Source organism: Hymenobacter radiodurans (genome assembly GCF_004355185.1).
Lineage (GTDB): Bacteria > Bacteroidota > Bacteroidia > Cytophagales > Hymenobacteraceae > Hymenobacter > Hymenobacter radiodurans.
Window position 1 is genome coordinate 3,008,078 of the sequence record NZ_CP037922.1, and the last position, 14,227, is coordinate 3,022,304.

The following is a 14,227-nucleotide window of genomic DNA, read 5'->3' on the forward strand; positions in this document are numbered from 1 at the left end:
CTGGGGGGCTTTTTTAGTGCTGCACAACCAGGCGTGTTGTCTGAATTTGATTGCCGGTGCTCACCCGCACTAGGTATATGCCGTTAGCCAGCCCCTTGAGAGAAAGGGGTAGCTCATGCGCGCCGATGGCCTGCCGGGAAGTGGTAGGCAGAGTGCGCACCGTAGCTCCCAGCAGATTCGTAATTGAAACGGTAACGGGAGCAGCCGTCGTCAGCTCGTAGCTAAGCGTAGCCGTAGCGGCCGCCGGATTAGGCGCGGCGGTCAGCCGCAGAGCCGTTGTGTTGCGAGGGCCGCGGACAGCCAGCACGTTGGTTGGCCGATTGATCAGGCGGGAGGTATACACGGCGTATTCGCCGGGCTGTAAAGTCAGGTTAGCCGTGGGGTTTGTCACGCTGAGCGTAGCCCCGGTGAGGTAGTTATACCAAGTACCAGTTTGCTGAAACTGTGGATTAACTGCCTGAGGTACAATATCAAAGTTACCCACCACGGTTACCTTCAGATTGTCATCCTGCAAATGGATAGTTTTCACGGCCCCCACTACACTCTGGGTAAAATTGGTGGTTTCGAAAACTGGCTCGTTCTTTTTCAGCGCAATCAGGCTGGCATACACATTATACAGCTTGCGCCGCTCCTGCACATCACGATAATCCCAGCGGATGGGCTTGTTGGCCGTCCTGCAGTCGTTGTTATTAGTGCCATCAGGGCAGCGGTTGATGGCAAAGTCGTAGCCTAACTCCCCAAATTGCCACACCATTTTCGGGCCCGGCACGGTAAAGAAGAAAGCCGCTGCCGCTTCCTGACGAGCCAGCGCTACATTCAGGTCCTTGGTATTGTGCGTAGCGGTGGCCGCCCCGAATGACAGGTTTTTATACACCAAACGCTCCTCATCGTGGCTTTCCATGTAGCTCACCAAGTGGGGCTGCTCCCAGTTGCGGTTGCGGTAGTACGTAGCACTGAAATCCGACTTATCGCCGGTATTGTAGCCCATCGTAGCCTCGTTGTATTTATCTGTCATTTTGCCCCACAGCATCATGCCGTAGTCGGCCAATATCTTCTCCTCGTCGTTATCGCTCAGGTGCTCCAAGATGCAGTACACGTTAGGATCAATGGTGCGAAGCTGGTCGTAGATATTCTTCCAGATGGCAATGCGCGAATCGTCGCGGCGGCTCCAGGCACCTACATCTGTAGGGTTATTGCGCTGGGTAAAGCCTTTTGATAAGTCGTAACGGTAGCCGTCAATGCGGTATTCCTGAAGCCAGAAGGCATTTACCTGCTCCACGAAGTATTTCGTGAAGGGACTTTCGTGATTGAAGTCGTAGCCTACGTTGAAAGGGTGCGTGGCATCCGGATTAAACCATGGACTATCAGCCGTCGGCTTGCCGCCCGCAAAATACAGCTGTGCCATCGGCGACTGCCCAAACGAGTGGTTCAGCACCATATCCACAATAACGGCAATGCCACGCTTGTGGCACTCGTCTACGAAGCGCTTCAGGTCGTCTTTGGTACCGTAGTATTTGTCGGGAGTAAAGTAAAACGAAGGATTATAGCCCCAGCTTTCGTTACCCTCAAACTCATTGATGGGCATTAGCTCAATGGCATTCACACCCAGACGCTGCAAGTAGGTAAGCGTATCAGTAAGCGTTTTGTAATCGTGGCGGGCAATAAAATCACGCACCAACAGCTCATACACTACCAGATCCGTACGCTTGGGCTTCAGAAAATTTGTAACCTGCCATTGATACTCTGGCTGTCCCGACTGAAAGGTCGACACGATGCCAGTCGTCTTACCCGTCGGGTACTGGAGGCGAGCCGTGGGAAACGTTGCATCCGGGATAAAACGGTCATTGTTAGGGTCTAACACCTTTTGTGTGTAGGGGTCGGCAATGCGCAGGCTCCCATCTACTAGGTACTGATAGGCATATTCGCGGCCGGGAGTGAGATTGTCAATCTGAATCCACCAGCGACCATTGCTGCTGTTGTCCGGAGCATTATCGGTGGCACTCACGGGCGTGCGCTTCAGCGCCGATACCGGGCTGGACTGCCAGTCGTTGAAGTCACCAATGGCGTGAACAAATTGCTTGTTTGGCGCCGTCAGGCTCAGGATGACAGAAGTGCCACCGTTCAGGTACGTGGCCCCATCTTTCTTTGCTCCGGCAGGCAAGGGCGCTGTGGTTACCGCCTCACGGGTCTGCACCGTTAGCTCTGTTTCAGCGGAGACAGTAGCGTCGGTGGCCGTGAGGCGAAGCACATTAGCGCCGGCTTGGGTTAGTGTTACGGTTCGGGAAATGGAGGTAGCATTGGGCTCCGAGGCGCCAACCTGAACTCCGTTCAGGAACAGAGCCAGCGTGGCGGGCAGGGCGGATGTGCCCGTAACCGTGGTGGGCGCGTTAAGCACGAAGAAATTGCCCCCCGCTCCGGTGGGGGCTGTAAAGCGCAGATTAAACTTGTTCTGGGCTACGTCCACGAAGATGTCGCCTCCCGGACCGCGCCCTACCTTACTACCATCCGCATTTTTAAAGATCATGCCCAACCGGTAAATTTTAGTGCCGGCCGCAATGGGATAGAAGGTATTGGGCGTGAAGGTGATAGTGTAAATGTTGGCATTGGTGGCGGAGCGCGTCATCTTCGCTGCCGCGTCGGCCTGATTGAAAGCAGGGCTTTTTACGTTGGTCCAGGTGGTGCCCGTAGGACTGTCAGTCACTACCCCGGTCCAGATGTAAACGTCGCCGGTAAAGTTGGCTAGCTCCCCATTGCCCTGAGTGGCATTGAAAATGATGGTAACCGGCTCTGATGCCAGAAAAGTGGAGGGCTGAGTTGTTACTTGGCCGTACGCGGCGGGAAGCCCGGTGAATAGCACAAGCAGGCTAAATAAAAGTCGAAGTTTCTTCATTAATAATGGATTGATGGTGGGACGTCAGGAAAGCCGAACAGAGCGCAGAGCTTTATTTTATTCAGGATGAGTAAGCCAGAAGAATAAAGGTACACAACGAACTGTTTAGCTTAGTCCACAGGCGCACGCATTTGTTTGTAGCTTTGATGGTTCCGGCTCCTGAGGCCATTTGCTTCCGCATGACGCTTTTCTTTCGATTTTCTACAGAAGTCCGGTGGTGGCTGGTGGCTCTCTTCGCGATAAGCTGTTTACGACCAGCCATTTGCCAGGCCCAAAGCTCCGCTGATTCGGCTTTAGTAGCGCCTACTTCTCCCCTCTTACAGCCAACCCAACCTGCCGATTCGGCCCACCTAAGCCGTCGGCTTCCCATTTTGGCCGGAGGACTGGCGCTGAGCTACACGGGCCTGGTTTATGGATTGAGCAAGAGCTGGTACACCGGCGAGCGCACTTCCTTTCATTGGTTCGATGATAGCCGCGAGTGGAAGCAGGTAGATAAGGCCGGACACTTCTGGGGGCTTTTCACGAAAGTCGGGGGGCAGTGGATATGCTGCGCTGGGCGGGCGTCGCCGACCGTAAAGCGCTGTGGTATGGTGGCTTCGTTGGCTTCCTGCTCCAAAGTCCCCTAGAGCTGCTCGATGGCCGCGACCCTGCGTATGGCGCTTCGGCTTACGACCTGGGGGCCAATTTTCTGGGCTCCGCCGGACTTATTGCCCAGCAGCTGGCCTGGAATGAGGTTCGGATAATGCCCAAATACTCCTTCCGCACCACGCGCTACGCAGCGCTTCGGCCCAATGTGCTGGGTAAAAGCTTGCCTGAGCAATACCTGAAGGACTATAACGGCCACACCTACTGGCTTTGCGCCGACGTAGCCGCTTGGCTACCGCAGGAAAGCAAATGGCCCAAGTGGCTGCAACCCGCCGTGGGCTACGGCGCTCAGCAAATGGTGTACAACGACCCCGCCGCCAACGCTGCCTTGGGCCTCTATGATTACCGGCAGTATTATCTGAGCTTCGATATAAACCTGATGCGTATCCCCACGCGCAGCAAATTCCTGAAGCGCGTGTTTTATGTGGCCAGCATTTTTCACCTCCCTGCTCCCGCTTTAGAATATAACTCGCGTCGGGGTTTCGTGGTGCACGGGCTATATTATTAAGAGAATTCCGCTTGGAAGCTGGCTTCATTGGCTCGGGGTCCATTGCTGGCCGACGTACGAGTAAAAGGCTTCTGGTCCCAGCTATTTCTTCCTAGCAAGCCTTCAAAAACGAAGGTAACTCGCTTTCTCAATCCTTCACTTCAGAGTAATTATTACCCGGTCCACACAGCCGGGCTGGACTATCGCGTCTACAATTTCAAGGCTATAAAACACAACCTATAACGGCGGCAACATTATAATAATACAATATCTACAACTAAAAAGCTCGTCAATTCCTTCTTTTAAAATACTCATGTCAGAGAAATATTCTTGACATTAATTCTACTCGTGAGTAAATTAATTGGGGACTTTTATTTTACAAAACACTGATTATCAAATGTTAGCTCAACTGTTTTCACCCTTTACCATCTACGTCATGTACCTATCAAATCTCGCACTTAAACCAGAAACGTAACTATGAAAAAATTCTTATTACTACTCTTTTTGATTCTGGCTGGTTTTCGCGTGGCGACGGCGCAGGATCGAGCGATACAAGGGCGAGTAACGGACCGGGCTACGGGTAGCGGCCTACCGGGTGTAACCGTACTCGTGAAGGGTACGACTATCGGAGCATCGACCGATTCGGAGGGGGCTTTAATCTGTCAGTGCCAGCTTCGGCTACCACCCTCACCTTCAGCTTCATTGGTTACTCCACTGTCGAGCGGCCTATCACCGATGCAGGCACCATTAATGTAGCGATGGAAGCTTCTACCCGCGAGTTGGGTGAAGTAGTCGTAACAGCGCTGGGCCTGGAAACCAGCCGCGACCGATTGGGCACGGCCCAATCAACTGTGCAGGGCCAAGCACTGGTGCGCTCCGGCGAAACCAGCCCAATTACGGCCCTTTCTGGTAAGGCACCTGGTGTACTCATCACCCGTTCTACTGGCGACCCCGGCGCCAGCGCTAACATTCAAATTCGCGGCGCCAGCACTATTACGGGCAATTTGCAGCCCCTGATTGTAGTGGATGGTATTCCGATATCGAATACCTCTGTGGGCGAGAATACACCGGGTAGCTCGGGGGGCATTGTGGCGAGTGGTGGAGGTGCAGCTTCCAACCAGATAGCGGGAGTTGTGCAGCAGTCGCGCCTCAATGACATTAACCCCGATGACATCGCCTCTATGGAAGTATTGCGCGGGGCAGCGGCAGCAGCGCTGTGGGGAACACGGGCCGCAAATGGCGTGCTGGTGATTACTACCAAAAAAGGCCGCAACGCCGACAAGCTCAATCTCTCCTACCGCACCACCTATGGTATAGACGAAATCAACCAAGTGCCCGAACTTCAGCAACGCTTTGGCCAGGGTGTGAATGGCCTGTTTTCCCAAAGCAATGCCCGCAGTTGGGGCGACCGTATAGCCGACCGCTCAGGCGGACTGGATGCTGCCATTACAACGCCCGGTGCGCCTGGTTACCAAGGGTTTATCACTTTCGCCGACGGCACGCAACGCTATGCTATTCCGGCGGGCACGGCCGCAAACCCTCACGGTGGCAAGAACAGTCGCGACACCTACGACCACAGCGATGAGGTATTCGGGCGAGGTTATACCTGGGATAACATTGCCACACTCAGCGGTGGCGACCAACGCAGCAATTTCTATATCAGCCTGGGCAATACCCACACCGAAGGCATTGCGCGCAACAACAGCGACAACGACCGCACTACCGTCCGGGTAAACGTAGATCGGCAGCTGGCCACCAAGTTCCGAGCTGGTATAAACGCCACGTATGCGCGCACGTTCTCAAACAGGGTGCAGCAGGGCTCCAGTGGCAGCAGTATCTTCCTGGGGGCCTTCGTAGCCCCGCTGACTTCAACAATGCCTACTATATCGGCGACTACACCGATCCGGAGGGCAACATCTTCCTTCGTCGGCAATCCTCATATCGTAACCAATTAGGGAACAGCACTAATCCTGGGTTTGACAACCCCTTCTGGACCATTGATGAGGTGCGCGACCAGACACGGGTGCAGCGGCTTATCGGGGCTTTGGAGCTGACGTATGATGCCACAAACTGGCTGAACATTATTAATCGTACGGGCGTCGACACCTATACCGACCGGCGCTCCACGGTGTATCCAATTGGAGCGGGGCAGTCGCCTACCGGGCAAATCGGGCAATCGACGATCCAGGAAACGCAAATCAATAACGACCTGATTGCGCGAGCTACACATGATTTCTCCGAGAATCTGGGGGCACTTTACTGGTGGGGGCTAATTTAAACATCCGGCGGGGCGAGCAGGTCGGCGCTAATGCGACCAACTTCATCAACCCCTTCTCGCCGCCTCAGCTAGATAACACACTCGCCGACAGCCGCCAACCCTTCAACCTCGTGGTGGAGCAGCGTACGGCGGCCGCTTACGCGCAAGTAGACCTAGCTTTCTTCAACCAGCTCTACCTCACGGGTACCGGCCGGGCCGAAACTGCATCCACTTTTGGCCCTGAAACCAGCAGCACCTTCTTCTTTCCGGCCGGTACGCTCGCCTGGCAGTTTACCAAGCTTGCGCCCTTCGCTGAGAACAAAGCGCTGAGCTTCGGTAAACTTCGGTTGGCCTACGGCTCGGTGGGAGTGCAGCCTACCCCCTATCTCACCCGCACCTACTACATCCCAGGTGACGCTAACATCATTGCCGATGGGTGGGGTACCACCCTGGATGCGGCTAACTACGGCGGCGGCTTCGTACGCTCCAACGTGCAGGGCAACCCCGAAATCAAGCCTGAGCGCAAAACCGAATTAGAGGGTGGCCTCGACCTCCGCTTCTGGCAAGACCGCATCAATTTCAGCATTACAGGCTACACCAACCGCACCAAGGACGCTATTCTGACCGTGCCGGTAGCAGCCACAACTGGCTTTGTATCGACTAGTGCCAACGCAGCTGAAATCGAAAACAAGGGGCTGGAGATAAGTCTCAGCGGTGATGTTATTAATCAGCCTGATGGCTTTGTCTGGAATATTGCGCCCAACTACTCCCTCAACCGCAATGAGGTAACCGACCTGTCGGGCGCAGAGTCCATTTTTCTGAATGGTTTCACGGGCACCTCGTCGCGGGCCGTGCGGGGCTACCAAATGGGCGCTTTGTGGGGCAGCCGCTGGGAGCGTAATGCTGAAACCGGAAGCTTGGTGTTCGACACGAATGGGTTCCCAATTCAGGCCGCTACAGAAGGTATTATTGGCGACCCTAACCCCCGGTGGCGAGCAGGCCTCGGCAATACCTTTAGCTACAAAGGTTTATCGCTGAATGTGCTGTTCGACCACGTTGACAACCTCGATGTATGGAACGGCACGAAGGGTGCGCTCTACTCCTACGGCACCGCTAAAGACACAGAAGTGGAAACAACAGTATCGGCGGCCGATGCGGCTAATCTGCGTCTGTGGAACAGCCAGACGGTAGCGCAGCGCTACCAGCCTAATGCCGATGGCTCCTATACCTTCCGCGGGTCAGTCACTGACTTTGGAGCCGGCCCGGTGGTGGCGGATGAGCAGTGGTATCGGAATGGCTTGGGCAATGGGTTTACTGGTCCAGCTGAGCAGTTTATTGAGAATGTGAGCTATACCCGCCTGCGCGAAATCACGCTGGCGTATAGCTTGAAGCTGCCTTGGCTAAAAGACCGCGCGAAGTTGCAATCGGTGGACGTGTCATTGACGGGCCGCAACCTGGCGTTGTGGACCGACTATACCGGCGTAGACCCCGAAACCAACTTAACAGGTGTATCCAACGGCCGTGGCTTGGACTACTTCAACAACCCCAGCACGCGCTCCTATATCATGTCACTGAACTTCAACTTCTAAGCAGTGCAAGTAGGCTCCCAGCACCGACGGATTACCGATGTACTGACTTGAGCCCCGCATCTTTCTCCACGCTTTTGCTTGTTCAACCATATGAAAACATCCCTGCGTTATTATCTGCTGCTAGCCTTACTATTGGTAGGCTTGGGTAGTTGCGAAAAGATTACAGAAGGCTACGATATCAACCCAAATGCCCCCCAGGATGCCCCAGCTGACCAACAGTTGACAGCGGTACAGGTATCGGAAGGCTTTGTGTTGAGTGGTGAAATGGCCCGTACGGCCGGTTTGTTTAGCGACTACTTCACCGGCACTGACCGCCAGTATGAGGGCTTGCAGAACTACACCACCGTATCGGGCGACTACGATAATATGTGGAGCAATACCTTCACGCTGGTGCTGGCCAACGCCCGCATCGTGACCCAGAAGGCGGAGGCTGTCCAAAACTTTCAGCTGGCCGGCATTGCCCAAGTGCTCGAAGCCCAGATGATTGGTATGGCAACTTCCCTTTGGGGCGACGTTCCTTACTCACAAGCCTTTCAGCCAGGCAAACCAGCTCCATTCGACAAACAGTCCGACATTTACGCCAGCGTTCAAACCTTGCTCAGCACGGCCATTACCAACTTGGGGCGCAACGGCATCAATCCTGAAGAGCGCGACATTTATTATGGAGGCGACCTAGCTAAATGGCAGGCCGCGGCTCATTCCCTAAAGGCTCGCTTTTATTTACATGTGCGCAACTATCCGCAGGCGGCAGCCGAAGCGCGGCTAGGAATTGCCAGTCCGGCTGGTGATATGCTAGTGCCTTACGACGGAACCGTGAGCACCAGCGCCAACCCCTATTACGACTTCATCGACATAAACCGTACTGGTTACATGGGAGCGGATGGCTCCTATGGCTCGCGCCTGCTAGATGGCCTCCGCAACAATGCCCGCACCAATGAGTCGGCCCGCTTTGAGTATTTCTACACCACCGAGGTTGGCTACAGTGACCTTGATCCTAACATATTGGAAGGTGGTGCTTTCGCGGCCGATGCTGACTTTCCACTTATAACCTATGTCGAAACGCAAGCGATTCTAGCTGAAGCCCAAGCCCGCGCCAACGATCTGACTGGCGCCTTGGCTGCTCTCAACAATATCCGGGCTTACAACCGCACCACGTTCACGGGGGGCAATTATGCTGCCTACACGCTCGCCGATTTTGCCGCAGGTGGACTAATGAATACAGGCCAATCGCAGCAGCAAGCCTTACTTCGGGAAATTCTGACAGAGAAATACTTGAGCTTGATTGGTCAGATTGAACCCTATAACGACATCCGCCGCACCAACAATCTTATCGGCGTGCCCAAAAAACGTGCTGATGCACCCAATATTCCGCAGCGGTACTTGATTGCGCAGAATGAGGTGAATACTAACCCTAATGTACCGCAGCCTATTCCGGCCTTGTATGATCCCACTGAGGTTAATCGGTAATTAGCTTTCTCTACTTAGTACAAGCCTCGGTCCCTTGGGCCGGGGCTTTTTGTTGTTAGAAAGATAAGTGACATCAATTAAGCCGTTTGGAAGGTATGGGGCACGTTACTGCAAGCGGCAGGGTTGAGAAGAAGCTCACCTGTATCCCATAATACCTTTACGCATGAGTAAAGCACCTAACTCTGCGCTACTTTTGCTTTTCACCCCAATTTGAACCCACGCCTTACCGATATGAATGTAGGAGACCGAGTACGCCTGCTTACCGGCCGCGAAGAAGGCATCGTCACCCGTTTGCTTGACAACGACCTCGTGGAGGTTGCCATTGATAACGACTTCACTATTCCCGTGCTGCGGCGCGAGGTGGTAGTAGTTGCCGCCGAAGAGCACAAAGCGTTTGGGCAAAGTGCCGCTTCCGTAGCCGCCGAGCGCCAAGCCGCTGCCAGCGCCCCACGGCCCAATTTTGCCCCCCAGAAGCCTGATGCGCCCAACAACAACGCGGGGGGCAAAAAGGCAGACAAAGGCCCAAAGCCAGAATTGCCGAAGGCGCAAAAGGGCTTGTATCTGGCGCTTAGCCATCAGTCGCCGGAACTGCTAGCCGTGCAATTGATCAATAATACTGACACGGATTTGCTGTTCACGTATGGCGAAGAGCAGCAAGACAAATACCGAGGCTTACTCTCCGATAAACTCGGACCGAAGTCGGTAAGCAAGCCATTAGCTCACCTTCACTTGAAGGATTTTGAGCAGTGGCCCGCGGCCGTCGTGCAGTTGCTCCCCCACAGACTGAACGGTGACACCGCTTTCGAGTTGCTCACCAAGCGCTTGTCTTTCCGGGCTAATAGCTTCTACACCAGCCGGCAGCCCGCGCCGATCTTGCAGAAAGAAGCCTACCTGTTTCAGCTCGACGAGAAACCTGCCGCGCCCGTAGCTCCTGAGAAGCTCGCCGAAAGCCTGCAAGCCCAGCTAAGTGGCAACGCGCCGGCCAAGCCGGCGGCGGTTGCGCCTATTCCAGAGCCGGTCAAAACTATTTTGCCACCTTCGCACGAGGTTGATCTGCACCTGGAGGTACTCAACCCGGATGCTGCAACGCTCGATCCGCCTCTTACTAACACGGCAATCCTGCGCCTACAACTCGATGCGTTTGAGGATGCACTGAGCCGGGCGTTGGCTACCAACATGCACGAAATCGTATTTATTCACGGCACTGGCAACGGTACTTTGCGGAAGGAGATACACAAAAATCTGAGCCGCAACCGCGACATCAAGTTTTTTGAGGATGCCCAGAAAGAGAAATTCGGCTACGGCGCTACGCTGGTGCGCCTGAAGTAACTCTCGCTTTACACGATTCAATCAGTTTCCTCACAACACCAAAAAGGCTGCCTTCTCAGGCAGCCTTTTTTTATAAACAACTAATCAAGCCTACAAGTGGGCAATCGGATCAGCATTACCATCTGGGTCGTTTTTCACGGTACCTTGGGTAGTGAAGCTCTTGCCTTTAATGAGAAGTACACCAGCCATGTGCGGGGTTGCCATTGACGTGCCGCTGATAGTGTTGTAGCCGCCATTCAACCAGGTTGACTGTATGCTAACACCGGGCATGCAATAGTCCACCGGCGGGTTGCCGAAGTTGGAGAATGAGGCCCATGAATCCGAGCTGTTCATGGCCGAAATCGTGAAGATGTTAGCTCCATTCACCCGAGCAGGCGAGTGATTATTGGCATTATCGGTTTCGTTGCCGGCTGCTAGGGCGAAAAGAACCCCTTTCTCCGAAGCCCGCAATACTGCCGCATCAAGTGCCGTTGATACGCCACCGCCCAAGCTCATATTGGCTACGTCGCCGGCTTTGCCATTGGCGCCAACATAGTCTACACCGGCAATTACACCAGAGTTAGAACCACTACCGCGTGAGTCCAGCACACGTACTGCTACTACTTTTGCACCAGCGGCTACTCCTACTACACCACTAGCGTCGTTTTTAGCGGCAATAGTACCAGCGCAGTGCGTGCCATGGCCGTTGCCATCGTTAGGTGAAGCGTAGTTTTTGCCGCTGGTCAGGAAAGACTTGCTGCGGGCTACGTCAACGTTCAAGTCGGGGTGATCCAAATCGATACCCGTGTCGATAACCCAAGCTGTGCGACCAGTCGCAGCACCATCAGCAGTACCTACGCGAGCAATACCGTAAGGTGTAACTTGAGCAGCCTGAATAGTGCTGCCGCCACCGTTAGGGTTACCAAGTGAGATAATCCGGTCCTGCTCCACGTAAGCTACGCTAGCATCCTGGCGCAACTCAGCAGCTTCTGAAGGGCTAAGCTTAGCGACGAATCCTTTAAGCGCATGCCCGTAAGCCAGACCTACTTTTTCAGCACCTAGTCCTTTGCTTTTCAGCAGCTTCTGGCCAGCATCTTTTACTTTTTTCACTTTCGCGTCGTAGGAGCCTTCGCTGCCTGTCTCGACCGAACCATCTTTTAATACAACGATATACTGACCTTCAATTAAATCATCTGATGCTTTTGCGTCAGCACTGATCTGGGCAACCGATGGATCGTCGGCATCGATAGAGTTATCGGAGCAGGCGGTGAATACAGCTGAGGCAGCTACGAGCGAAGCGCTCATTACCCAAAAAGAAAGACGCGGATGTAATTGGTTTTTCTGCATGCTTTTGAAAAGAATGATGGGTGAGAAAAAGATGAATTCGCCGCCCGCTGCTGAGGTCTGCATACCTCGGTACTAGCAGCGGTCAGTGGGGTGATTGTTTGGCCAATGTATAGATTCGAAAATAACATCCAAGGCAAGTCGCGCTTTCGGGGGGGCAAATCCACGCCTTTTAATTTCATTTTAAGCCCAAAAAATGCACATCACATTAGCGCCACGGCAGAATTAGGAATAAAATACTCTATTTGTGACATAGTGATAATTATATGTGTTTTTCGGTGTTAGTTGGACTCCTCAAGGCCTAGCTGAGAGTAGTCAAGCTGTGGGTTCTTACCTCTTCTATAAAACAGGTGTCAGCCTCAACGGTAACCATGCAAGCAACGAAACCGCTACCTTTGCTTTTGTGATGGGTCGCTCCACCGCGGCGCCTTCGGGCGGCGAGGAAAGTCCGGGCAACGCAGAGCACCCTGCTTCCTAACGGGAAGGATGGGCCGTAAGGCTCAGACAGCCAGTGCCACAGAAAACTACCGCCTACGTTGCCTTCGGGCAGCCGGTAAGGGTGAAAAGGTGCGGTAAGAGCGCACCAGCGGCCGGGTGACCGTGTCGGCTGGGTAAACCTCAGGGGTTGAAAGACCAAATAAGCGGGCACGCTGCCTAGCAACAGGCAGCACCGGGCGGCTCGTCCGGCGTCCGTGGGTAGGTTGATGGAGCCTTTCGGCAACGACTGGCCTAGATAAATGGTGGAGACGCCGAGCTTTCGGGCTTAGCGGACAAAACCCGGCTTACAGACTCATCACCACCGCATCACCGGTCGTCGTAACTTCGGTTGCGACGACCGGTTTTGTTTTAAAGCTACTTGGGGGGCAAATATTTCTGATAGGAGCCTTCAAATTAAATAATTACAATTTTTCATGTGTATTGTGTTCTTTCCTCATCGAATCCTTCAATAACTTTACTCACTAAACGGGTAAAGCTTTTCGTTACCTTCGCTACACCCTCAGTATTAATCTATTCTGCTCTCAGCTTATGCCCAAAATCCTCATTATCGACGACGAAAGGTCGATTCGTAATACACTAAAGGAAATTCTGGAGTACGAAAGCTACGCCGTCGATCAGGCCGAAGACGGTCCGTCGGGCCTAGATATGCTTATCAAGAATAAGTACGACGTGGTGCTCTGCGATATCAAAATGCCCAAAATGGATGGGCTGGAAGTATTAAGCCGCGCGCAAGAATTGGCCCCCGATGCCGCTTTCATTATGATTTCGGCCCACGGCAGCATCGATACCGCCGTAGATGCTACAAAGAAAGGTGCCTACGATTTCTTGCAGAAGCCACCAGACCTGAACCGCCTCTTGGTAACCGTGCGCAATGCCCTCGACCGCACCAAGCTGGTAACCGAAACCAAGACGCTTAAAAAGAAAATCGCTAAGAGTTCCGAGATGGTTGGCAGCTCGCCGGCGTTGGAGCAAGTGCGCAAGGCCATTGCTAAAGTCGCCCCCACCGATGCCCGCGTACTCATTACCGGCCCCAACGGTGCTGGAAAGGAGATGGTGGCCCGCCAACTGCACGAGCAAAGCAACCGCGCCAACGGACCAATGATTGAGGTAAACTGCGCCGCAATTCCATCCGAGCTGATCGAGAGTGAGCTGTTTGGTCACGAAAAAGGCTCGTTCACATCGGCGGTAAAGCAGCGCATTGGCAAGTTTGAGCAAGCGCACGGTGGCACCTTGTTTCTGGATGAAATCGGCGACATGAGCCTTTCCGCCCAGGCCAAAGTGCTGCGAGCTTTGCAGGAGAACAAGATAACCCGCGTGGGGGGCGAAAAGGAAATCACGGTAGACGTGCGCGTGCTGGCCGCCACCAACAAAAACCTCCAACAGGAAATCGCGGACCGCAATTTCCGCGAAGACTTATATCACCGCCTGTCGGTTATCCTTATCCAAGTTCCGCCGCTGAATGACCGCCGCGAAGATATCGGCGACCTCGTGCAGAAGTTCCTCGACGATATTGCTCGCGACTATGGCAACAAGCCCAAAATCGTCGCTCCCGAGGCCCTTGCTTACCTCAAAAGCCTCGACTGGCGCGGCAATATCCGCGAGCTCCGCAACGTAGTGGAGCGCTTGGTAATCATGAGCGACGATACCATTACGGAATCAGACGCCAAAATGTATTCCGGCAAGTAAATAGCCACAGGTTTAACGCACTAGCCCCACCTCTTCCAACCAAAGAAGGCGGGGCT

The 14,227-nt window shown here is 53.9% G+C and carries 11 protein-coding genes and 1 other RNA gene; 10 read left to right on the forward strand and 2 right to left on the reverse strand.

Annotated elements, in window-relative coordinates; genetic code table 11:
• Window positions 1-13 precede the first annotated feature (13 nt).
• Window positions 14-2,890 (reverse strand): DUF4961 domain-containing protein, encoded by a 2,877-nt coding sequence (locus EPD59_RS13975; protein ID WP_133273328.1) that lies wholly within the window; start codon window positions 2,888-2,890, stop codon window positions 14-16.
• Between the two features lie 179 nt (window positions 2,891-3,069).
• On the opposite strand from EPD59_RS13975, the gene EPD59_RS22640 reads away from it, so the two are divergent.
• The 8 genes from EPD59_RS22640 (at window position 3,070) to EPD59_RS14010 (ending at window position 10,664) form a co-directional block, all read left to right on the forward strand.
• Complete coding sequence (locus EPD59_RS22640) at window positions 3,070-3,516, forward strand: hypothetical protein (RefSeq protein ID WP_240731407.1); 447 nt, start codon at window positions 3,070-3,072, stop codon at window positions 3,514-3,516.
• The gene (locus tag EPD59_RS13980; protein ID WP_240731408.1) at window positions 3,435-4,043 is read left to right on the forward strand and encodes a DUF2279 domain-containing protein; all 609 of its coding nucleotides are present in this window, start codon (window positions 3,435-3,437) and stop codon (window positions 4,041-4,043) included. The genes EPD59_RS22640 and EPD59_RS13980 overlap by 82 nt, the downstream gene beginning before the upstream one ends.
• A 456-nt stretch (window positions 4,044-4,499) precedes the next feature.
• Window positions 4,500-4,778 carry a carboxypeptidase-like regulatory domain-containing protein gene (locus EPD59_RS24165; protein ID WP_133273329.1) on the forward strand — a complete coding sequence of 93 codons (279 nt, stop codon included), beginning with the start codon at window positions 4,500-4,502 and terminating at the stop codon, window positions 4,776-4,778.
• Window positions 4,688-5,977, forward strand: a complete 1,290-nt coding sequence (locus EPD59_RS13990; protein ID WP_133273330.1) for a TonB-dependent receptor plug domain-containing protein — start codon at window positions 4,688-4,690, stop codon at window positions 5,975-5,977. The genes EPD59_RS24165 and EPD59_RS13990 overlap by 91 nt, the downstream gene beginning before the upstream one ends.
• A gap of 50 nt (window positions 5,978-6,027) precedes the next feature.
• On the forward strand, window positions 6,028-6,300 hold the full coding sequence (locus EPD59_RS13995; protein ID WP_133273331.1) for a hypothetical protein: 273 nt from the start codon (window positions 6,028-6,030) through the stop codon (window positions 6,298-6,300).
• The gene (locus EPD59_RS14000; RefSeq protein ID WP_165963600.1) at window positions 6,285-7,868 is read left to right on the forward strand and encodes a TonB-dependent receptor domain-containing protein; all 1,584 of its coding nucleotides are present in this window, start codon (window positions 6,285-6,287) and stop codon (window positions 7,866-7,868) included. Before EPD59_RS13995 ends, EPD59_RS14000 begins: the two co-directional genes overlap by 16 nt.
• 90 nt (window positions 7,869-7,958) lie before the next feature.
• Window positions 7,959-9,335, forward strand: coding sequence for a SusD/RagB family nutrient-binding outer membrane lipoprotein (locus EPD59_RS14005; protein ID WP_133273333.1), 1,377 nt, complete (start codon window positions 7,959-7,961; stop codon window positions 9,333-9,335).
• Window positions 9,336-9,545: 210 nt separating this feature from the next.
• The gene (locus EPD59_RS14010; protein ID WP_240731409.1) at window positions 9,546-10,664 is read left to right on the forward strand and encodes a Smr/MutS family protein; all 1,119 of its coding nucleotides are present in this window, start codon (window positions 9,546-9,548) and stop codon (window positions 10,662-10,664) included.
• Window positions 10,665-10,754: 90 nt separating this feature from the next.
• On the opposite strand, the gene EPD59_RS14015 is transcribed toward EPD59_RS14010, so the two are convergent.
• Window positions 10,755-11,948: a S8 family serine peptidase gene (locus tag EPD59_RS14015; protein WP_133273334.1), complete on the reverse strand. Its 1,194-nt coding sequence runs from the start codon at window positions 11,946-11,948 to the stop codon at window positions 10,755-10,757.
• 442 nt (window positions 11,949-12,390) lie between these two features.
• On the opposite strand from EPD59_RS14015, the gene rnpB reads away from it, so the two are divergent.
• Together rnpB and EPD59_RS14025 are read left to right on the forward strand one after the other, a co-directional pair.
• Window positions 12,391-12,788: RNase P RNA component class A (rnpB, locus tag EPD59_RS14020), an RNA gene on the forward strand.
• A 225-nt stretch (window positions 12,789-13,013) separates the two neighbouring features.
• Window positions 13,014-14,171 (forward strand): sigma-54-dependent transcriptional regulator, encoded by a 1,158-nt coding sequence (locus tag EPD59_RS14025; RefSeq protein ID WP_133273335.1) that lies wholly within the window; start codon window positions 13,014-13,016, stop codon window positions 14,169-14,171.
• The last annotated feature ends 56 nt before the right edge of the window (window positions 14,172-14,227 follow it).